This is a genomic window from Bacillus gaemokensis, from assembly GCF_001590835.1.
Taxonomy (GTDB): Bacteria; Bacillota; Bacilli; order Bacillales; family Bacillaceae_G; genus Bacillus_A; species Bacillus_A gaemokensis.
The window spans coordinates 95,094-116,699 of sequence record NZ_LTAQ01000003.1 but is presented as its reverse complement, the minus strand read 5'-3'; the positions used below and the strand labels follow the sequence as shown (position 1 = coordinate 116,699).

General features: G+C 35.6%; 24 protein-coding genes and 2 pseudogenes. 10 read left to right on the top strand and 16 right to left on the bottom strand.

Translation table 11 applies throughout. The features are described 5' to 3' along the window. The first annotated feature begins 1 nt into the window (after position 1). The 3 genes from AZF08_RS07055 to AZF08_RS07045 all read left to right on the top strand — a co-directional run bounded on the left by AZF08_RS07055 (position 2) and on the right by AZF08_RS07045 (position 1,951). Complete coding sequence (locus AZF08_RS07055) at positions 2-487, top strand: MarR family transcriptional regulator (RefSeq protein WP_407639464.1); 486 nt, start codon at positions 2-4, stop codon at positions 485-487. 306 nt (positions 488-793) lie between these two features. Beyond that, positions 794-1,648: a patatin-like phospholipase family protein gene (locus AZF08_RS07050; RefSeq protein WP_033674585.1), complete on the top strand. Its 855-nt coding sequence runs from the start codon at positions 794-796 to the stop codon at positions 1,646-1,648. Positions 1,649-1,747: 99 nt separating this feature from the next. Then, a complete protein-coding gene (locus AZF08_RS07045; RefSeq protein WP_033674587.1) occupies positions 1,748-1,951 on the top strand; it encodes a hypothetical protein in 204 nt (67 codons plus the stop codon). A 41-nt stretch (positions 1,952-1,992) separates the two neighbouring features. Here AZF08_RS07045 and AZF08_RS07040 read toward each other — a convergent pair whose 3' ends face one another. Then, on the bottom strand, positions 1,993-3,294 hold the full coding sequence (locus AZF08_RS07040) for an NCS2 family permease (RefSeq protein WP_033674589.1): 1,302 nt from the start codon (positions 3,292-3,294) through the stop codon (positions 1,993-1,995). Positions 3,295-3,532: 238 nt separating this feature from the next. On the opposite strand from AZF08_RS07040, the gene AZF08_RS07035 reads away from it, so the two are divergent. From AZF08_RS07035 to AZF08_RS07025, 3 genes are all read left to right on the top strand, one after another. Continuing rightward, positions 3,533-4,399 carry an SDR family oxidoreductase gene (locus AZF08_RS07035; protein WP_033674590.1) on the top strand — a complete coding sequence of 289 codons (867 nt, stop codon included), beginning with the start codon at positions 3,533-3,535 and terminating at the stop codon, positions 4,397-4,399. Between the two features lie 106 nt (positions 4,400-4,505). Then, complete coding sequence (locus AZF08_RS07030) at positions 4,506-5,267, top strand: L,D-transpeptidase (protein WP_033674592.1); 762 nt, start codon at positions 4,506-4,508, stop codon at positions 5,265-5,267. A gap of 117 nt (positions 5,268-5,384) precedes the next feature. After that, positions 5,385-5,657, top strand: coding sequence for a hypothetical protein (locus AZF08_RS07025; protein ID WP_033674594.1), 273 nt, complete (start codon positions 5,385-5,387; stop codon positions 5,655-5,657). A 10-nt stretch (positions 5,658-5,667) separates the two neighbouring features. On the opposite strand, the pseudogene AZF08_RS07020 reads toward AZF08_RS07025, so the two are convergent. From AZF08_RS07020 to AZF08_RS06955, 14 genes and pseudogenes are all read right to left on the bottom strand, one after another. After that, positions 5,668-6,048: pseudogene (locus tag AZF08_RS07020) on the bottom strand (PfkB family carbohydrate kinase); the annotation flags it as partial. A 44-nt stretch (positions 6,049-6,092) separates the two neighbouring features. Beyond that, positions 6,093-6,308 (bottom strand): DUF1540 domain-containing protein, encoded by a 216-nt coding sequence (locus tag AZF08_RS07015; RefSeq protein WP_033674595.1) that lies wholly within the window; start codon positions 6,306-6,308, stop codon positions 6,093-6,095. A gap of 72 nt (positions 6,309-6,380) precedes the next feature. Further along, complete coding sequence (locus tag AZF08_RS07010) at positions 6,381-6,800, bottom strand: thioredoxin family protein (protein ID WP_033674596.1); 420 nt, start codon at positions 6,798-6,800, stop codon at positions 6,381-6,383. A gap of 12 nt (positions 6,801-6,812) precedes the next feature. Then, on the bottom strand, positions 6,813-7,232 hold the full coding sequence (locus AZF08_RS07005) for a disulfide formation protein C (protein WP_033674597.1): 420 nt from the start codon (positions 7,230-7,232) through the stop codon (positions 6,813-6,815). 143 nt (positions 7,233-7,375) lie between these two features. Continuing rightward, positions 7,376-8,257, bottom strand: coding sequence for an LCP family protein (locus tag AZF08_RS07000; RefSeq protein ID WP_033674598.1), 882 nt, complete (start codon positions 8,255-8,257; stop codon positions 7,376-7,378). Between the two features lie 96 nt (positions 8,258-8,353). After that, complete coding sequence (locus tag AZF08_RS06995) at positions 8,354-8,602, bottom strand: YhdB family protein (protein WP_033674599.1); 249 nt, start codon at positions 8,600-8,602, stop codon at positions 8,354-8,356. A gap of 121 nt (positions 8,603-8,723) precedes the next feature. Continuing rightward, positions 8,724-9,221: a PCYCGC motif-containing (lipo)protein gene (locus AZF08_RS06990; protein ID WP_033674600.1), complete on the bottom strand. Its 498-nt coding sequence runs from the start codon at positions 9,219-9,221 to the stop codon at positions 8,724-8,726. A gap of 58 nt (positions 9,222-9,279) precedes the next feature. Beyond that, positions 9,280-10,380, bottom strand: coding sequence for a GerAB/ArcD/ProY family transporter (locus tag AZF08_RS06985; RefSeq protein ID WP_033674601.1), 1,101 nt, complete (start codon positions 10,378-10,380; stop codon positions 9,280-9,282). Positions 10,381-10,392: 12 nt separating this feature from the next. Beyond that, entirely contained in the window at positions 10,393-11,475 is a 1,083-nt protein-coding gene (locus tag AZF08_RS06980; protein ID WP_033674602.1) for a Ger(x)C family spore germination protein, read from the bottom strand. Next, a pseudogene (locus AZF08_RS06975) lies at positions 11,472-12,992 on the bottom strand (spore germination protein). The gene AZF08_RS06980 and the pseudogene AZF08_RS06975 overlap by 4 nt, the downstream one beginning before the upstream one ends. A gap of 145 nt (positions 12,993-13,137) precedes the next feature. Beyond that, positions 13,138-14,340, bottom strand: coding sequence for an NAD(P)/FAD-dependent oxidoreductase (locus AZF08_RS06970; RefSeq protein WP_033674603.1), 1,203 nt, complete (start codon positions 14,338-14,340; stop codon positions 13,138-13,140). Next, the gene (locus AZF08_RS06965) at positions 14,333-14,671 is read right to left on the bottom strand and encodes a (2Fe-2S)-binding protein (RefSeq protein WP_033674604.1); all 339 of its coding nucleotides are present in this window, start codon (positions 14,669-14,671) and stop codon (positions 14,333-14,335) included. The genes AZF08_RS06970 and AZF08_RS06965 overlap by 8 nt, the downstream gene beginning before the upstream one ends. After that, on the bottom strand, positions 14,668-14,928 hold the full coding sequence (locus AZF08_RS06960; RefSeq protein WP_033674605.1) for a (2Fe-2S)-binding protein: 261 nt from the start codon (positions 14,926-14,928) through the stop codon (positions 14,668-14,670). The genes AZF08_RS06965 and AZF08_RS06960 overlap by 4 nt, the downstream gene beginning before the upstream one ends. A 71-nt stretch (positions 14,929-14,999) precedes the next feature. Continuing rightward, entirely contained in the window at positions 15,000-16,697 is a 1,698-nt protein-coding gene (locus AZF08_RS06955; RefSeq protein WP_033674606.1) for a sigma-54 interaction domain-containing protein, read from the bottom strand. Positions 16,698-16,924: 227 nt separating this feature from the next. Here AZF08_RS06955 and AZF08_RS06950 point away from each other — a divergent pair, with 227 nt between their 5' ends. The 3 genes from AZF08_RS06950 to AZF08_RS06940 all read left to right on the top strand — a co-directional run bounded on the left by AZF08_RS06950 (position 16,925) and on the right by AZF08_RS06940 (position 20,138). Further along, a complete protein-coding gene (locus tag AZF08_RS06950) occupies positions 16,925-18,103 on the top strand; it encodes an NAD(P)/FAD-dependent oxidoreductase (protein WP_033674607.1) in 1,179 nt (392 codons plus the stop codon). 17 nt (positions 18,104-18,120) lie between these two features. Further along, on the top strand, positions 18,121-19,122 hold the full coding sequence (locus tag AZF08_RS06945) for a proline racemase family protein (protein ID WP_033674706.1): 1,002 nt from the start codon (positions 18,121-18,123) through the stop codon (positions 19,120-19,122). An 86-nt stretch (positions 19,123-19,208) separates the two neighbouring features. Further along, the gene (locus AZF08_RS06940) at positions 19,209-20,138 is read left to right on the top strand and encodes a proline racemase family protein (RefSeq protein WP_033674608.1); all 930 of its coding nucleotides are present in this window, start codon (positions 19,209-19,211) and stop codon (positions 20,136-20,138) included. Between the two features lie 72 nt (positions 20,139-20,210). Here the strand turns inward: AZF08_RS06940 and AZF08_RS06935 are convergent, their stop codons facing one another. Next, positions 20,211-20,807 carry a hypothetical protein gene (locus tag AZF08_RS06935; protein ID WP_033674609.1) on the bottom strand — a complete coding sequence of 199 codons (597 nt, stop codon included), beginning with the start codon at positions 20,805-20,807 and terminating at the stop codon, positions 20,211-20,213. Between the two features lie 233 nt (positions 20,808-21,040). On the opposite strand from AZF08_RS06935, the gene AZF08_RS06930 reads away from it, so the two are divergent. Beyond that, complete coding sequence (locus AZF08_RS06930; RefSeq protein WP_033674610.1) at positions 21,041-21,601, top strand: nitroreductase family protein; 561 nt, start codon at positions 21,041-21,043, stop codon at positions 21,599-21,601. Positions 21,602-21,606: the final 5 nt, after the last annotated feature.

Here is a 21,606-nt window from a genome sequence, read left to right as displayed (position 1 = left end):
TATGAAGTATCATGGAGGGATTGAATTGGATCGTATATCTCAACAAATGGAAATACTTTCAGATATTCGTACACTGTTTCATAAAAAAGAAGAGCATATGAAGGAAAATGATGAGAAATTTCTTCATGAGACAGGTATAAGTGGTATGTCTTTATCAGAATTACATGTTATCGAATGTATAGGAAAAAAAGGTTTGATGAACGTAACAGCCATTACCGAAGAGATGGGAATGACAAAGGGAGCAATTTCTAAAATTTGTACAAAGTTGTTTACTAAACGGTTCGTTGAGAAGATGAAAATGATAGATAATCAAAAAGAAATTTTCTTCCGTTTAACAGAGAAAGGGAATGAAATGTATATAGCTCATGAAGAATTGCATGCAGAAGCCGAAGAGAAGTGGCTTTTACTTCTGGATCAATATACAAAAGAAGAATTAGTTTTTATTCAAAGGTTCGTAAAGGATGTTTCATCTCATATGGAAAACTAAAAGGTATAAAAACGTTCTTTTTAGGCGGAATAGAGCATCGGGTCATGCATAGAAGCGGGCAGTGTCTTTTCCTGCCCCCATGCCAGGCGAAAAACAAAGAAAATGGGTGTGAGGTTCCTTTTTATTTTGCAAAGCAGCGACTTATATAATGAAACATCAAAAGGGATTTATATAGTATAAAGAAAATCTTTTTTATTTCGAGCCTTCTGAATATGGTTTCTGAAAAATCTCATATATAATAGAAAGATATACTTAACATAGTGAACAATTAAGGAGTCTATATATAGAGAAAGAGGAGAGAAGAAAATGCTTGAAAATACGGGTTTAGTATTAGAAGGCGGCGGTATGCGCGGTGTATATACAGGTGGGATACTAGAATACTTTATGGAGCAAGATTTATATTTTCCATATGTAATCGGTGTTTCAGCAGGAGCTTGTCATGCAGCGTCGTATCTTTCTAGACAAAGAAATAGAAATAAGACAGTAAATATTGATTATGTAACACATCCGAAGTATTTATCTTATAAAAACTTATGGAAGAAGCGCCAGTTATTTGATATGGATTTCATTTTTCATGAAATTCCAGAAAAACATGTGCCGTTTGATTTTGGCACATATTTTAATAGTGCAGAACGTTTTCTTGTAGGAACGACAGATTGCGAAACTGGAAAGCCTGTTTATTTTGAGAAAGAAGGCACAAATGAGGATGCATTGAACTTATTACAAGCTTCTAGTTCATTGCCATTTATAGCGCCCGTGGTTCATTTCCGTGGTAAACAATTATTGGATGGCGGAATTTCTGATCCAATCCCAGTTCGAAAAGCGCAGGAAGATGGCTATGGAAAATCTGTTGTTATTTTAACGAGAAATCACGGATATGCAAAAAGAAAATCCAAGTTCGGATGGATTGCAGCAAAGGCTTATAAAAAATATCCAAACCTTGTAAATACAATGCTTGCTCGCTATGAAGTATACAATGAAACACTTCATTATATTGAAAAAGAAGAGTTAGCGGGCAATCTATTTGTAATCCGTCCTGAAGTACCATTGCAAGTGGATCGAATGGAAAAAGACCCGCAAAAATTGCAAAATTTATATGAACAAGGATATAAAGATGCAGCAAGACAATTTGCGGATTTGCAGGCGTTTTTAAAAAGCTAATTGATGAAAAACCTCTTCAAAGAGGTTTTTCCTATAATAGACGGAATATACAGTTTTTATGGTATAATATGGATAAAAGTATGTAAAGGAATGATACATATGGAAAATGTATATAAAGGACTTAGACATACTGGACGTGCAGCAATGATTATCTTTGGTGGGGTATTTCTACTTCGCTGGTTGATTCATAATGAGTTATTATTGGATCAACTTATTGGTTTCAGCGCGGGAATGGTAATGTTTATTTCTTCGTTTTTGATTCGAAAGTATAGTAAAGAATTGCAAATGAATGAGGAATATTAGAAAAAGCCTTGGTTCACAGAATTTGTGAGCCAAGGCTTTTTTTAATGCGGTAAGAAAATCAATTGATAAGCGAACAAAATACCAAATACATATACAAGTGGATGAACGGCGCGGAATTGTCCTTTTGCCACTTTCATAAGTGGATATGAAATGAACCCAAGAGCAATACCTGTTGCGATACTTGATGTAAGTGGCATGCTTAAGATTACTAAGAATGCTGGGAATGCTTCATCGAATGTATCCCAATCAATATGACGGACAGCACCCATCATTAAGCTGCCAACAATAATTAGCGATGGTGATGTGATGGCTGAAACACCAGAAACAGCACCTACTAGAGGACCGAAGAATGCAGCAACTGCAAATAGTATAGCCACTGTAATTGTTGTTAAACCAGTACGTCCACCAGCTGCAACACCTGCTGATGATTCAATGTATGCTGTTGATGGTGTTGTTCCGAACATAGATCCAATTGTCGCTGAGAAAGAATCAGATAGAAGAGCTCGTCCCGACTTTGGAAGTTTGCCGTCTTTCATAAATCCACCTTGCTGCGCGACGCCAAGTAGTGTACCTGTTGTATCAAATAATGTAACAAGGAAGAAGGAGAATACAACACCGTATAATCCGTAATTAATAACATCAGAAACAGCAGTAATTGGGTTAGAAACAATAATTCCTTCTGGTAATCCAGGTATTGATGTAATGCCTTGTGAGAAGGTTAACTGTCCTGTGAAATAAGCGATAAATCCTGTTAATAACATTCCGAAGAATAATGCGCCGTTTACATTTAAGGACATAAGGACAAGTGTAATTCCAAGTCCAGCTAACGCTAGTAGTACTGGAGCAGAGTGAAGATCTCCAAGTCCAACTAAGTTCGATTCATGTCTTGTTACAATACCTGTCATACGCAAGCCGATAAAAGCAATAAATAAGCCAATACCAGCAGTAATTGCATGTTTTAAGTTTTCAGGAATTGCTTCCATTAATTTTGTACGGAAAGATGTGAATGATAACAAAATTAAAATCATACCTGCTACGAATACAGCAGAGAATGCAACTGCAAATGTCATGCCTTCATGAGCTTTTACAACAGAGTAAGAGAAGTAAGCATTAAGTCCCATACCTGGAGCGATTGCAATTGGTAAGTTTGTAAAGAGTGCCATAAATAATGTTCCGACAACAGCTGCAATAATTGTCGCTGTAAATGCTTGTTCAAACGGAACACCTGCATCACCAAGAATAACAGGGTTTACGACAATGATATATGCCATTGTTAAGAAGGTAATAATACCTGCCATAATTTCAGTTTTAATAGAAGTTTTATGTTTTGAAAGGTTAAACATATAAACATCCTTTCTGTTTACGAATGATTACCACAACAGTTATATATAATATTCGTTTTTTTGTAATTATGCAAGAGTTTTACTCAAAAAGTTTATAACAATTCATATCTTATGTCTTAATTTCGAATATTAATCAAAAAAAAGCTTATATGTTTCGGGTTTTAATATATAAGTACTTTTCATAATTGTGTACATCATAAGGAGGAATAAGAAGGAATAAGAAGGAGTTGAATGATACATGTCACAACAAAAAAAGTTTCTAACTTTACCGCCCCAACACCAAAATAGACAACCTGGGATTGAAGAGATTATGAATCCTCTCCCAGGGTACGAAGATCCTAATTATCGTGGTAGTGGAAAATTAAAAGGGAAAAATGTACTCATTACAGGAGGGGATAGTGGAATTGGAAGAGCGGTATCAATCGCTTTCGCTAAAGAAGGGGCACATATCGCTATTGCATACTTAGATGAACTTGAAGACGCAAATGAGACAAAAAGGCTTGTCGAAAAACAAGGTGTGAAATGCATATTGCTTCCAGGTGACGTAAGTAGTGAACAACATTGTCAGCACATTGTAAAGGAAGCAGCTTTAAAACTAGGGGGATTAAACATTGTTGTAAATAATGTTGCACAGCAATATCCGCAGCAAAGCTTAGAGTATATTACAGCGGAGCAACTGGAAAAAACATTTCGCATTAATATTTTTTCTTATTTTCATGTTACAAAAGCTGCACTTTCGCATTTGAAACAAGGAGATGCAATTATAAATACGGCATCTATCGTTGCATATGAAGGGAATGAGCAACTCATTGATTATTCTGCAACAAAGGGAGCGATTGTTGCTTTTACGCGTTCGCTTGCAAAATCGCTCGTACAAAAAGGAATTCGTGTAAATGGTGTTGCACCAGGACCAATTTGGACACCACTTATTCCGTCAAGTTTTGATAAGAAAAAGGTAGCTGAATTTGGAAGTAATGTACCGATGAAAAGACCAGGACAGCCATATGAATTAGCACCTGCATATGTATATTTAGCTTCAGCTGATTCAACCTATGTAACTGGACAAATTATTCATGTGAATGGTGGAGTCATTGTGAATGGATAAGATAAAAGGAAAGAATGCATTCATAAGAATAGAATGCGTAGTAAAAGCTAATTGTATCATCGAATAGTATGGATTATTTTAAAGAGGGATGTTGGAGGGGATATGAATGAAGAAAGTATGGTTGATGGCGATACTCTTTTTCTGTCTACCGATCAGCACTTTTGCCGATACAGATCATTTGATACTGATTAATCTTACGACAAATCAGTTATCTTTTTTTGAAAATGGAAATTATATAAGAACATTCCCGGTAACAACAGGGAGGAAAAGTACACCAACTCCTGAAGGAAGCTTTTGTATTATTAATAAATATAAAAATAAAGAATATCACCGTAAGAAAATTCCTGGTGGGGCACCAAATAATCCACTTGGAACACGGTGGCTTGGATTAAATGAAAAAGAATATGCAATTCATGGTACAAATCGAGAAGGGACGATTGGAGGAAGGGAATCAAATGGTTGTATTCGAATGCATGATCGAGATATACAGTGGTTATATGAACGAGTATCATTACAGACAAAAGTAATTATTTCCAGGTTTCATACATCACCAGAATATGCAGCATATAGACTTGGATATCGTGTTGTAAGCTGGAATGGACGTAAAGTAGAAAAAGACCAAATTGGAATGCTGACACTTGTGGATCGCATGCATATATATTGGCAAGAACCAAATGGTCAATTTACGAAAGTAAAAACGGTATTACCTAATGAACGATATGCTGTGTACTCTCAAAGAAAGAATGGAAGTTATTATATAGGTAATAATTTGTATATTATGGATGAAACAGGAGAAAAAACTCGCTATGAACAATTACCGTATTCTACTTTAAGTAACATATATAAAAGGAAATATCATATTCCGTAAAAGCTATCGTAAATGGGCGGTAGCTTGTTTCTTCGATGTTATAAAATGATTTGCTCTTAATCGCAACTATTATGTTCTTTTGAATATAATACAGTACAGATTGGGGGCGGATATTTTATGAATAAGGGAAATAGTGAATTTGCTTTTAAAATCTTCCTAATAACAAGTGGGTTATTTATTATTTATTTGTATGTGTCATTTCTATTTTTTCTATATATACCTTACATCGACTTATTGCTGTTAATAGGGTTTATTTGGTCCTTTGTTGAAGCCAGAGAAGGAGAAAATGGAATATATCGTCAGATTACTTTATGGGGAACGGTCTTGATCTTAATTGTATATATGATCACCATGCATGATGCGTGGAAATATGGAGTTATTATGATATGAAAGCATACATTTAGTCGTAGGCTTTCATATCTTCAAGTGTTGGGAGAGAATCAATTGCTCCGTAATTTGTACAAATTATAGCACCGAATTTGTTTGCGAATGAAACAAAATGAATGAGAGTTACAAAATCTTTAGACAGACAATCTTTTTCTTTTGAAAACTGATATAGCATTGCTCCTACAAAAGCATTATCTGCTCCTGTCGAGTCTACTTGTTGAACTGAAATAGAAGGAATGATGATTTGTGTTTCATTTGTTGCCAGAAGTGTTCCTTTGCTTCCAAGTGTAATAGCTATAGATTTTGCTCCACAGGATAATAATTGTTGTGCTGCTTCATACATATTTGTTTTATTTGTTAATATTGTTTCTGCTTCATCACTTACTTTGACAAAGAAGAAAAAAATCCTCATCTTCTTTTAAGACAAGGATTTCTTCGTTAATATTTTGGTCTAAACGTTTGACAACATGTTTCAACACTTGTCTGAGCTGAACTGTCAAGTGTTTCACCTGTTAAAACGGCGTTTGTATAAGAAGCGTTAGCTGCTTGATCTGCACTTTGAGCATCAGGCTGAACAACAATTGCATTCGCTTGACAAAAGTTACCTTGTCCCCAAAATGAACAATTGGAAACAGAGCATCGTACTTCTGGCATAAAACCCCCTCCTTATACATTAGTGTGGGATTTTACACAGCTTTCATGTATAGAAGGAGTTTCCTTTTCTTATTACTTTTTGTTTTCTTTAAACCATTTTTCAAAGGCATCTTTTGGTTGTTCGCCATTAATACGGCTTACTTCTTTTCCATCTTTGAAATGAATAATTGTTGGTGTTCCCTCAATTTTATAATCATCCCAAGTTTGATTATCGTTTAAAATATCAATAACTTTCATATCAACACTCATATCTTTGGCCATTGGAACAACGATAGGTGAAACTTTTTCGCAGTAGTGACAACCTGTTTGATAGAAGTAAACTGTTTGCTCTTTTTTCTCTTCATTATTCTTGCGGATATCAGAGGAAGAAATTTTATTTGTATAGTAACTGTCTTCTTTTTTTGCTACGTTTTTGCTTTCCATTTTTGTTACAGCAAAAATAGCGGCAAATAAGACGATAATGATACCGCCAAATATAAGCATTTTTTTCATTATTTCATCTCCTTATTTGTTTTTGATAACAATAAAACTACAAACTGCAATCGTAATAAACCCGATAAGTGCTAGAAACGGGATTGTGATGAATCCAAACCAGTTTATGTATTCTCCCGTACAAGGCACACGTCCGCAAGCTGCTCCTGCTGCTGAGAATGCGGAAACCTTTTGAATTGCATAGTGATATAACGAAATACAAGCACCAACACTTGCAATTGGTAAAGAATAGGAAGCAATGCGGTAGTCTTTTTTTACAACAGCAATACCAAGCCATAAAACAAAAGGATACATAAAAATACGTTGATACCAACAAAGTACACAAGGTTCAAACTTCATGATTTCGGAAAAGTACAGGCTTCCAAGTGTAGCAATAAAAGAAGCTCCCCAAGCAGTAAACAATGCATATTCTCGTTTTTTCTCACGTTCCATATTTTTTTACCTCTCTTATAATAGTTACATACTAAATTATAGTATGAAGAGGACAAGAAAATAAAGAGGAAATATTTTTATCAAGAGAGTTTTATAAGTGGAAAACTTGGAAATGAAAAAAACAAGGTTCATAAACCTTGTTTTTACGAGTGATTCACAGGTTTTGTTACATTGAAAAAATTTTGAAGTGCTTCTTTATTTTTTTCGAGATGAATTTGTAATACGGAGCCAGCATGTTCGATAAGAGCTGATTCATATGCGTTATCAATTGGAATTCGCATCGTTGCTGTTCCTTTAATGGGCTGAAATAATACGCTATTTCCAAGTGAAAATAGAGTGGATATATCTAAATTTGTTTTTATGTATGGAGAAAGTTCATGTACCGTTATTGGTAAATTCATTAGTCCATCCATTGAGTGCATCTTGTTAGTAAATGTTTGTTTCAATGCTTGTAGTACTTCTTGCTGCCGCTTAACACGGCCAAAATCACTTTCGCTATCATGACGAAAACGTGCGTATTTTAATAATTCTTTTCCATGAAGACGTTGCGTTCCTGGTTGTAAATGGAGTCCCATATCTTCAATTATTGCTTGTGAAACATTGACTTCAATACCTTCAGGAGCAAGTGTATCAACAATTTTAATAAATGCTTTAAAGTCAATAGTCACATAATGAGAAATATCAATTCCGAAGTTATGTTGGATTGTCTTTCGTAATAATTCAGGACCACCGTAGTAATAGGCAGCGTTAATTTTATTATATTTTTTCTCATAAGAAGGAATCTCTACATAGCTGTCACGCATAATAGAAGCGAGTTTGGCTGTATGCTCTTTTTTATTATATTGGGCAATCATAATTGTATCAGCGCGAGCGTTTTGTTCACCACGCGAATCACTACCGATAATTAGGATATTCCATATATTTCTTTCTTGCTTTACACCATGAAACGAACTATTTTTATTTATTTTCTCACAGCCTATGAGTAGTATAATAATACAGAGAAATAAGGGTAAAGATTTATGCAAATAATCACGTCCAATAAATAATGATATAGGTATTATGAACAGGTTTATGGAAAAATATTCAAAAAGCGCTATTCTCATAGGAGAATAGCGCTATATTTACATTTGTACTTGCCCTACGTCTTCTATATGTGATTTTTGTGAGGCATGGTCAATATATTGAAATAGAAGTTGCAGTTGCTTGTCTACTTCTGGTAATTCTTTGCTATATTGATAAGCATGTAAAAAATGTTCGATTCGCTTAGAAAATAATTGATCATCAGTTTGCACCATTAAAACGAGCAACTTGTCCCAATTACAACAATATGTGTAATAGAGTGCTTTATCGTAGTCGTTATATGTGTTCATTTTGTACCCTCCTTACTGAGGAGTTACATATAGTGTATGACAAGTGAGGAGAAATACACTTGAAAGAATTTGTTAAGGAAAATGTTGAGTGAAAATAAAAAAACGAGGGATTTCCTCGTTTTTAAGCTTTTGGCATCGGCGTAGGTGTCGGTTTTGCATAGCCTTCTTTATATTTGTTGTCGATATAATTTCGAATTTCGAGTGGAGATTTCCCTTTTTGCTGCATAGATGCAGACTGGACAGCAATTTCTAAACAGTTTACACATGTTGTTGCATGAGAGTCCCAAATAACTTCTCCGTTTGGCTTGATTTTCTGGATAAAACAGTTTTTATTGCTTTTATGGCCCACACTTTCACCGCATCCACAGTAACAAGGTATCCAATTTAATAATTCGGCATTTTTTCCTGCAACTGCATAGATGTCCTTCATTTGCGGATCAAGTTTGTCCAGAAATGTTGGTAGTGTGTCGATTCCTTTTGTTGTTTCTTGGATGTCACCTTGCTGCGTGTGTGAGGCATGCTCTTCTTTTGACTCAGAAGATTGCTTTTTGTCTGCTCCGCTGCACCCTGAAAGGATAAGACTGAGTATTACAAGTAGAGAGAATAGATACTTTTTCATATGCTTTTCCCCTTTGTTTTTGTATTAGTAAAATTGTATCAGACTCTCAAGTTGTTGCCTATGGAGAAGTTTTATTATCACCATTTTTCAAACGCCAACGAATGGAGTGGAATAGAAAAAGAATAGGTATATAGACGTATACAATATACATACCAGCTTGGGATAAAATAGTGTTTAATGTGTTGATATTCTCTCGGTTTGTAAAAAATAAGGAAGTGATAAATACGACAAAGATAAAAAAAGGTAGTGTGATTTTAAATGGGATATGAAAGGAACGCTTAATAGAACGACAAGAAGACCAAATTGTTAAGCAAAGGTTTGGTAAAATGATGAGAAACCAGATGAAAATAATAATGTACTCAAACCGTTGGATAAAAGGAATTTTAATGATTTTTAACATGGTTAACGTAGGCCAAATCGTATGTTTTAATAGTCCTTCACTATAATACATGAAGGAGACTATTGCTAAAACCACATATAAAATTGTTGTAAAAGCAATGCCACCATGTGCCCATTTTTTTAAAGATTTTCCTTTTTCGATAAATGGATAAAAGATAAGTAACGTTTCAAATCCTAAAAATTCTAATGCAGAATCTTTAGCTGAATACATAATATTTAAAGGGGAGTGTGTAAAAACGGGTAAAATATTACGGAAATGTGCGTATTTCATAGGGGAAATTAAGAAGAGCAGTACGAAAATGGGTAATACAATACCCCAAAAACACATCCCTGTTACAGAGCGAAACCCTCCTTTTATAACGTAGTAAGTCACTAATAAAAAAAGTAAAGTAAGCTTCCATACTTTAATAGTAGGGAATACCCATACTTGAATCACTTCAATATATGTACGAAGAACAGTAAGGCAAAATAGTAGAAAGTATACAGTGAAAAATAAAGAAAGGAAAGATCCAATCCATTTTCCAAAGCATGTTGTATGGATATTGATTAAGTCGTCATCTTTTTCTAACATTTTTAGCATGCAAAATAATACAATATGAGTTGCAATTCCCGCAACAATAAGAGAAATCCAAGCATCATAACCAGCGCTTTTGATGATAATTCGTTGATAACCGAGCACTCCTACTCCAATTTGGAGGGAATGGAGTAAAATAAATACGAAGTAAGGAGAAACAGTTTTTTCTTTACTTTGCGTATTCATCATCTCACCTCACTATTCTCCGATTCCAGATTGTACAATATTTACTTGAATCTTAACGTCAATATTTGTTGAAGGATATATTTCTTGAATTTGTTTTATGTCCCATTTTCTTGTCCGGCTTCTAATTTGATCTTGAATGCCTAAAGGGTCTATTTTTTGTTGTTGAAACTGTTGAATCAAGTGTTCTGATTGTTTTTCAATTGTTTGTTCTACATATTTTTTGACATAATTTATATTCTCCTGTTTTGTTAAATTAAGCCAATCAGGAGAGTTTTTTATTAATCCATTTAACTTTAAATGAATTGTTATTTTAGGGATATCACCAGTTTGATTAACAGTGTATCTACTTTTTCCAGATAAATTTTGTGTTACGATGAGCCCTTTATGTTTGTCTTTTTTTATCGGTACCTTATAACGTCCATTTTTAGTCGGATTAAGAAGTAATTTGAATAAAAATGAATCTTTTTTATTTGTATACATAACGATTTTATCTTTTCTAAAAAAAGCAAGTCCTTTTACGGAAACTGCATGGTCATCGGCGATTTTAATGTAAGGAATGAAGGGGTCGGATACAGATGAATAATAGTCATATAAAAAAATATTTAAAGCTGTTCGTGGAATATTTTCATTCATTATATTTTGTGCAAGTAAGTCAGAAAGGTATAATGAACCATTTGGTTTTATATATTTTAAAAGTTCTTCTGTTGAACCATCTACAAGTGCTAATTGTACATCGCGGCCAACGTTAGGATCACGTTGTAAATTACTAATAATGTCACTGATTCCATATGTGCCAAAAGACTTTCCAAATAGCACAACGCGCATTTGTCCTACGACAACATTATGGGGGGACTTTGCATTTAAACGGGAAGCAATTGTTTCAAGAGACATTGCAGTTGTTGACTGAGTTTGTGGCTTGGTTTTTACTCCCTGTGTGTAATCAGGATATAAAATAGTACCTTGAAATTTTTTGTTTTTTGTTATATCAAATCCGGCTATGTGAATGATCCGTTGCGTATCTACTGTATATGTTTGTGTACAACCAAATTGGAAACATAAAAGAACAATTACTAAGAAAAATAAAATGTTTTTCATGTTTTTTCACCATCACGTTTTTGTTTTGCTTTGTTTGGATTATAGCGCCAGTTTGACTTTGGGCGCAAGAAAGAGGGACGCTATGCTGTTTGACTAAACGGCCATCGAAAGAATCCTTCCGCTGAACCTAAACCACGAAATGGATATAGTGGTAATAAATAAGGTGATCCAAGTGATTTTAAATGAAGTAAATGAGCTAACATAACTACAAATCCCACAATAAGACCGAGTCCCCCAAATGCACCGGCTAAAAGAATAAGTGGAAATCGCAGTAACCGAATGGTGGAAGACATTTTTACTGTTGGTGTTGTGAAAGAAGCAAGCAAGTGCAGATAATGCTACAGCGATTAATAAGATGGTACTTGTTAAAGCAGCTTCAACAGAAGCTTGTCCAATTACGATTCCACCAACGATACCAATTGTTTGTCCAACCTTTGTAGGTAAGCGAGCACCAGCTTCACGTAGTAACTCAATTGTAATCTCTAAAAAAGTGCTTCGAGAATCGGTGGAAATGGTACATTGGCTCTAGAAAAAATAATAGGTCCTAGCAAATCAGCAGGAATCATTTGATAATGAAATGTTAATACAGCTGTATAGATTGCTGAAGAAAATAGAGAAAATATGGCACCGAAAAAGCGAATGATTCGAAAAAAAGAGCCAATCATCCACGGTAAATAGTAATCTTCTGGTGAAACAAAAAAATCTAATAATGTTGTCGGCCCGGCTAGTGCATAGGGAGAACCATCTGTTAAAATTAAAACTTCACCATTAATTAAAGCAAATACGGCTCGATCCACTCGCTCTGTTGGTAATAGAACTGGAAAAGGTGAATTGCTGTTATCACTAATGAATTGTTCAATCATCGTCGCATCAAAGGGGACGTCAAAATCAATGTCTTGCAGGCGCTGTGTAGCCGTATTAATATGCTGCTCATTCGTAATGCCTTCTATATAAGCCACTGCGACTTTTGTTTTGGAGATAGACCCAACAATAACTTCTTTAAAAATCAATTGCTCTGTTACAATGTTTCGGCGGAGTAAGTGAATATTGGTATCAATGCTTTCGACAAAGCCGACTTTTGGGCCAATGACACTATACTCATTTTCCGTATCATTGTATAACCGTTTTCCTAAGACTGTACTCTCTGCTCGAATCAATGCGTATTGTACAGGTTGAGAGTTGTTTTTTAACTGGATGAGTATATATCCGCCTAATAATTTTTCGCGAATATCATCAATAGAAGGAGAGACAATAATGTCTTCGATAGAAACGATGTTTGCTATGTCAGATATGTTGTGAATATGTTCCAATTGTTTTTTGATAGGTGTTAAAATAAATTGTTTAATTATGAGTGCTTCTACGACAGATTTATAATAAAATAGGCACAGTGCCCCATCTTCTACTATGTTATAAGAAACAAAATCAAGTGATTCTTTCATTGTATGAATGAACTCTGGAATAGAACAAGGCGATTGTTTATTTATCGCTTTAGATTTTTTTAACGGTAAACCGAACATGATTTTCACCTCTTTCCCTTAGATGGAATGCTCTTGTTAGTTTTTGGGGAAGACGGAAATTTATACGAGAAACATAAAAAAACTGTCCAGAAGTTAGACAATGTTTGTCTTTTGGACAGCTTTTTTTATGTTTGTATATGCAAAGTTATGTTTGCTGCGAAAGAGCTAGCAGTTGCTCACGTCCTTTAGCGATATGCGGATGGAATTGAATGGTTGCATTTTCACGAGTTGTTTTGACATTTTGGATGGCGCGATGTAATAAAGAATCAAGATGTGAATGCGACTGCATTCGTTCTTTTGCAATGGCAGTTCCGGCAACCGTTCCTTGCGCCATTGCGACTTTTGCACTTTCAATCCCAGTAATATTCCCGGCAACGTACAAGCCAGGAAGGGGAGTTGCCATTGTTTCGTCATGAAGTGGAACATGTCCGCCAAGCTCTTCTATGTAAGAAAACGGGCATCCAGCAACAGCAGCTAATTCAGCTAATGGATAAAGCCCTCCAGCGATGCATACAAAATCAACAGTACGTACTTCTTCTGTGCCAGGAATAACCTCACCATCTGGTGTAATTGTAGCGATTTTTACAGCCTCTACGTGTTGATTGCCCAGGATTTCAATAGCTGCTTTGCGGAGGTGAAGCGGTACATTCCAAATTTTCATTCCTTGCTTTGGATAAAATTGAATTGCTAATTTTTGCATCGCACTATGTTTCATAAAGCGACTTCCAAATTTCAATAAAGGGGAAGGAGCGATATGTGCAACATGGAGTAGGGAGTTTAAAACATGAAGTGGCTGTGCACTTTGTTTTGTTACTGTATGTTTTGGTGGTAATACGATGCTATCAATTTCTAGTCCGGCAAGTTGTAACTCATGCATAATGGCGAATGATAAAATATTAGCTCCAATTATCATTCCGTTAGTACCGACTTTGACGCGATGTACATTTGTCATAACTTGCGCAGCACCGATAGACATAACACCAGGAAGTGTCCATCCTGGAAGTGGAGTTGGGAATTCAGCTGCTCCTGTTGCAAGGAGAACATGTTTTGTTTGGAAGATACCGATATTTGTATGAATAGCCCATCCTTGTTCATTTTTTTCTAAATCGTATACAGTCACACCGCATTCGATGGGGATTGCTAAATCCTCTAATTGTATTTGTAATTTCTTTGATTCCTCTATACCATTCCACCATATTCCGTTCGGTTCTTGATGAAGCTGTCCAAGAAGACGTCCTCCAGGTTTTATAAACTCATCAAAAATGCGAATGGATAAGCCATGTGTTTTACAAGCGATGGCTGCACATAATCCTGCAGGTCCAGCCCCAACGATAATAACGTCATTCATATATAGGATCCTCCTTCTTTAAAGGAGTCGGTTGTTTGATTCCACTTTGTACAACCATTTGATCTTCAATTAAAGTCATACATGCGCGTATATTTTGTTTGCCGTTTATCGTAACGCGGCATTCAAAACAATGGCCAATATTACAGTAAATAGAACGAGGCGCTCCTGTTTCTTCATGAACGCGAAATGTTCGAATGTTATTAGCAAATAAGGAAGCTGCTACTGTTTCCCCAGTTAATCCTTCACATTTCGTGCCGTTAAATGTAAAAGAGATTGTTTCGCGTTCGGGCAGGTTACCGAGAATTGGATGATGAACGATACGATTTCTCATTTTTTATCACCTAACAAGTCAAAGGTAATGGGACGAACCGGTGGTTGATGCTTTAATAATTGGCGCTCCTGTTCTTGTAATGATAGGAAGCTTTCTAGTGCGCACCTGCATGTTCGTCCACCGCAAAATCCCATGCCTGCACGGGTGCGCAGCTTCAATTCTCGTGTTGAGCAGTTATATGTGTTTGCTGTATGGAGTAGTTCTTTATATGTTACTTCTTCACAACGACAAATGATGAAATCTTTTGGAATGTCCATGATAAAAGCCCCCTTGCTAGATTGGTTATTTGTTAATTTATATGCAAAATACATGCCAATCTAGCTGAGGATTAAAAGGGGATGTGTAATTTTTTCATGCGATTATACAGAGTTGCACGTGTAATTCCAAGACGTTTTGCACAAGCGAGCTTATTGCCCCCTTCTAATTCAAGGGCTTGTTGAATGATGTTTTTTTCATATTTGTTTAAGGCATCGTCAAGTAGTTCCCCTTCATTGATATCTATTCTAAGAGGGACAGGTGTGTTCTCTTTTGTTGTTTTCGTATAAAAAGAAAGGTCTTCTCTTTTTATCTTTCCATCTGCCGCGAATACAACGAGTCGTTCAATTGCATTTCGTAGTTCACGGATGTTCCCAGGCCATGTGTGCTCAAGCAATTCATACATAACATCTTGAGGAATGTTTTGAATTGGTCGCTTATATTGAATAGAAAATTCGTATAAGAAAGAGTGAATGAGCTCTACAATATCTTCCTTTCTCTCACGAAGTGGCGGTACATCAATACTTACAACGTTTATGCGATAAAATAAATCTTCGCGGAATTTTCCTTCAGCAATTTGTTTTTGTAAATTTCGATTGGTAGCAGCAATGATATTAAAATCAGTTTGTAATTCTTTTATACCGCCTACACGATAGAAAGTTTTATCTTGTAGTACACGAAGTAGCTTTACTTGCATGTCCATCGGCATTTCGCCAATTTCATCTAAAAATAGCGTTCCACCTTTTGCCAACTCAATTTTTCCTTTCTTTCCTTTTTGATCAGCACCAGAAAAGGCTCCTCTCTCATAACCGAATAATTCACTTTCAAATAAAGATTCTGGAATAGCGCCGCAGTTAATAGAAATAAACGGGGCTTGTTTAGTTTCTCGTGCCTCGTGAATTGCTTTTGCGAATAGCTCTTTCCCAACACCACTTTCACCTAAAATGAGTACAGGAGATTTTGTGGCACATATTTTTTTAGCCATTTCAATTGTCTTTTGCAACGCAGGACTATTTCCTTTAATAGAATGAAAGGGATCAGCCGGTGGCGTTAATTTAGCAACTTGTTTTTCTAATTGATGCATTTTTGCAGAGACAGAGAATAGCTCCTGATTGAGTCTGACTTGGCTCGTAATATCTGTTTCTGATACAACAGCTCCAATGATTTTATTATGTAAGTAAATGGGATGAGAGTTAATGAGTACAATTAAGTCTTTTCTTGGCTGGTGCTGATGCCGATGTAGTGTACGACCATCTTGCAAGGTTTTTAATATTTCTAGCATGTCTTCATGAAAAAATGATGTAATGGGTTTTCCTAAAATTTCTTCACGTCTCACAGAGAAGATAGCCTCTGCGCCGTTCGTCCATACATTAACATTTTCGTTTTCATCAATAACGGTAACTGATGCATCCATTGTTTTAATAACCGTTTCAAAATAAGCTTGTAAATATTCATAGGAGTGGGAGAGTGTTTCGGCAAGCATGGTACTTGTAAGAAAACCGATTGGTTTATGAGAAGCGTTGGTAAAAACAACTGCATGATAGTTTTTTAGTTTTTTTAATAGATACGGAATAGAAGAATAATAGGAAGTTGTATAGCATGGCTGATATATACCGTGTGAATCAAGTATATATATACCATTATCTTTATGAATGAGAGTGGTTATATTTTCATGGTTTTTGTGATGTGATTGGTGCCATTCTTCTAGAGACGGAAAAAAGAGAAAGTCTTTAGAAATAAGCTGAGCTATAGAAGGGAGACTAATTGTCATGATGGTTCCTCCTTATGGAATCGACTGTAAGTTTTTTATACACTATTTTATTATTTTTACACATATCCAAAGGGGATGTAAAACCTTTTTCTAAAAAATTAGATAATTATTCTTGTTGTAAGTTGGCACTTTATTTGCAAGTGAAAAGATAAGTAATGAAGAGCAAGATTATTAACATAGCATAATGATCTTTGTTTACCGTTTTCGGAGAGAAAAGGTGGGGAGTTATGAATAAGCATTGTGATGTTTTAGTTATTGGTGGAGGAATTATTGGAAGTGCAATTGCCTATTACGTTTCAAAATGTGGGAGAAATGTGACATTACTAGAAAGAGGAGAGCTAGCGAGCGGTACGTCCTCGCGGTGTGATGGGAATATTTTGGCGATTGATAAGGATCCTGGATTTGATAGTCAAATGTCTCTTGAAAGCCAAAAACTTGTTGATCAATTAGCGACAGAGCTATCTCATTCTTTTGAGTACCGCGCACCTGGGAGTATTTTAGTTTGTGAAAGTGAAGAGGAAATGATTGCGGCGGAGAAATGGGTAAAGCGGCAAAAAGACGTGGGATTGCCTTTTCGAATGCTAGATAAGCAGGATATAAGACAAGAGTCACCATATTTTGCGGATGATTTATTAGGTGGATTAGAATGTGCAACAGATTCCACTGTAAATCCCTATTTATTATCATTTTCTTTATTGGACGAAGCGAAAAGGCAAGGGACAGAAGTACAACTTCATACAGAAGTCAGAAGTATTCGGAAAGATGTAAGGGGTATGTTTATTGTTGAAACAAGTAATGGAACATTTACAGCTAATAAAGTCGTAAATGCGGCAGGTGTATGGTCACCTATTATTGGAGAAATGATGAATGTGGATATTCCAATTCAGCCGAGAAAAGGGCATATTATTGTTGCTTCTAGGCAAGAGCCAGTTGGAATGAGAAAAGTAATGGAGTTTGGATATTTGATTAGTAAGTTTGGCGGTACACGTCATGTGGATGCAGAAACCGAAAAGTATGGGGTGGCCCTCGTATTTGAGCCAACAGAAAGTCAAAATTTCTTGATAGGAAGTAGCAGACAATTTGCTGGATTCCAAACAAAGGTAGATACCAATGTCATAAGATGTATCGCAAAACGTGCGATCCGTTTTTATCCAAAAATGGCGGATATGTTACTGATTCGAACTTATGCAGGGTTACGTCCATGGACGGCTGATCATTTGCCAATTATTTCTCATGTGGAAGAAGTACCGGGTTTTTATATTGCAGCTGGTCATGAAGGGGATGGAATTAGTTTAGCGGCAATTACAGGAAAGCTTATTGCAGAAATGATTGAGGAGCAAAAAACAACTGTTCCAATTGAATTATTGAGCCACAATCGATTTCAAGAAAGGATGGAACAAGTGTGAATGTAAAAAAAGTATTTATGACAATTGATACACATACGGGAGGGAATCCGACAAGGACAGTCATAAGTGGTCTTCCAAAATTAGAAGGGAATACAATGTCTGAAAAAATGTTGTTTATGAAAGAACATTATGATTGGATTCGGACATTTCTAATGTTTGAACCTCGGGGACATGATGTTATGTCAGGGGCATTATTAACAGATCCATGTCATCCAGAAGCTGATGTTGGTGTTATTTACATAGAAACGGGTGGTTATTTACCAATGTGTGGTCACGATACAATTGGTGTTTGTACCACTTTAATAGAAACAGGAATGGTTGAGGTGAAAGAACCTTATACGCATATTACATTAGATACACCAGCTGGACTTGTTCCGGCAAAGGTTCTTGTAGAGAAGGGGAAAGCAAAAGAAGTAACGTTCTGTAATGTACCTGCCTTTTTATTAAAATCTGTAGAAGTCCATGTAGAAGAGATAGGGAATGTTCAATGTGATATTGCGTATGGAGGGAATTTTTATTCCATTATAGATGCTAGAAAGTTAGGGATAACGTTAAAAACCGAGAATTCTTCGCAAATTGTGGAGCAGGCTATTCGGATTCGTGATGAGATTAATACGGTCGTACCAATCGTACATCCGGAATTTTCTTTTATTGAAGGAGTGACACACGTCGAATTCTTTTGTGATCCAACAGACGAAAGAGCTGATGTGAAAAATACGGTCATTGTACCACCTGGCGGTATTGATCGTTCGCCATGTGGCACAGGAACATCTGCTAAACTTGCCACGTTATATGCACATGGGAAAATTGATATGAAGGAACAATTTGTACATGAAAGTATAGTCGGTTCGTTATTTAAAGGTGAAATTATTGGAACGACAAATATGGGAGAGATAGAAGCTGTGATAACAGAAATTACTGGATCGGCATGGATTATGGGGATGAACCAATTTTTATATCATGAAGAGGACATTTTAAAAGATGGCTTTATTCTCATCCCACCAATGGATGGTCACTAATTAGTAGTGGAAGTAATTCGATGTTTCATCTATAGACAGAGGGGTAAAGTAGGAAGTGCTTTTAAAAATTGGTAAGGGGAGATTGTATGAAGTTTGTAAAAACAATTACAACAGTTGATGCGCATATGGCTGGGGAACCACTGCGTCTAATCATGAATGGTGTGCCGTTATTACGTGGGACTACTTTGCAGGAAAAACAACAAGAATTAATCGAAAACCATCAAGATTTTCGAAGGATGCTAATGCAAGAGCCACGTGGTCATGCGGCGATGAACGGTTGTATTATTGTACCATCTAGTTCAAAAGAAGTAGATTTTGCAGCTTTGTTTATGGATGCAAATGGTTTTATTTCTGGGATAGAAGAGTTTGTCATGATAGCTGCTGCTGTTATGGTTGAAACAGGACACCAAAAAGTTAAAAATGATGTAGTTGTAGTGGAAACAATTGAGGGAATCATTCATGTGCATATTGGTATGGAAACTGGTGAAATACAGTCTGTGTCATTACAAAAAGAATGTAGCTATGAATTTCAAAATAATAATTCTCAATCTATCGTTTCCTTTGGGGCTAATGAAGTTTATGTAATGAGTTATACGAAACATTTGGGAGTTAAATTAGAGATGAATGAATTAATAGAACTAAAAACCTTCGCCCATATGGCAAGGAGTTTAGACACATCTACGTATGGCGGAGTTTTAATAGGTACAGAGGAATTTGAAGAGAAACGTTTTAGGACAATGCTCCAAAAGAAGAATGGACTTGTTAGTCGTTCTCCATATATTGCTACAACATGTGCTTGTTTAGTACTTTTTTGTCAGGAAGGCATGCTGAAAGAAGGTGAAAGTGTACAACATGAAAATATTACAGGGGGAATATATGAGGTAAGGCTTGTGAAATGTACAGAAACCGAGATGACCATACGAATCACAGGAAGAGTTTTTATTACAGGAATGCATCAGTTTTTGTTAGACCCATCTGACCCGCTTGCGGATGGATTTATTATTGTAGGTTCATAAGGCATCAATGCTACAAACATAATCAATTCATTAAAAAAGGAAGAGCAATACATGCTTCTTCCTTCTTTACATTTAGTTTGTCTTGTTTTCTTTTACAGACTGTATTAATTTCATCATTTCAGCTCTTATATCTTCTTTCTTCACATTTAATTTTTCTGCGATTTGTTTGACATGCATGCCATCTTTTTTCATTTTTAATACATCATTGAATGGTGTATTACTTTTTTGTGCAATGACAGTTAGAACTGCAAGGTGATGTAAATGAAGTTTATTATCTTGCATTGTTTTCTTCATTTGTTCGGGTGTAGATTTTTGAATATCAGCGATTTTTTGAAGTAACGCTTGTTTCGTTTGTTTACTCATATGATGCTTATGCAATTTTTTTAGATCTACACCAAAATGCTTTGCTGTTTCTTTCCAAGATTTATTTTGTTTATAGTAGGATAAAACGTCATTGATATCTTTTTTACTTGCTCTTGCAATGCGTGCAGCTTTCCAAATTTCATGCTTTTGATAACCTTGTTTTTCTAATGATTGTAGTTGTTCTTCCGAGATGATTTTATGATGGTGCATGACAACTTCTTCTTGTGTAGCAGCAGAAGCAGGGAATGTAGATATTCCGCATAGCATTGCTATTAGAGTAATACTTAATGCAAATTTTTTGTACATATAAATTCCTCCTAGTTGAATCAGATGGAAAACTTTACATATAGCATGTCCGTAAGTTGTGAAAAACTTGTGAACATTTCAAGTTTTTTTATTCACAATAGAGGATTGATTTTTTTATTTGTTTTCCAACATAAAACATTGATTAATGATAGAAAACTGCGTTATAATCGAAATTGAAAATCAATATCAATAAGAAATATATACATATAGATGAAAATAAGGGAGAGAAAAATATGACTACATATACTTCCATTGCAAATGTTATTAAAGAAAGACGATCCATTCGTACATTTACAGATAAAGTGGTAGAAAAAGAGTTATTAATTGAACTATTAAATGATGCAACGTGGGCACCGAACCATAAGTATCGTGAACCGTGGAAATGTAAATTATTTATTGGAGAAGGTCGTAAAACATTAGTAGATGCTGTGTTAAATTCTTTTACAGAAGAAGAAAAAGCAAAAAGAGGTAAAATTTTATCCGATCGCTTTCTAAGCACACCAGCTCAAATTGTTGTGTATATGGATGAAGATCCACGTCAAATTCAACGTGATGAAGACTACGCAGCGGTATGTGCATTTATGCAAAACTTCCAATTACTAGCTTGGGAACGCGGGTTAGGTTGTGTTTGGAAATCAGGTGGATTGAACTATAATCCTTTATTTATAGAAGGACTTGGATTAACAAAAGGACAACGAATTACTGGAATTCTTCACATCGGTTACTTTGATAAAGCACCGGAAGGAAAAGCGCGTACACCGATTACGGAGAAGTTAGAAGTGATTGAGGGTTAAATAAG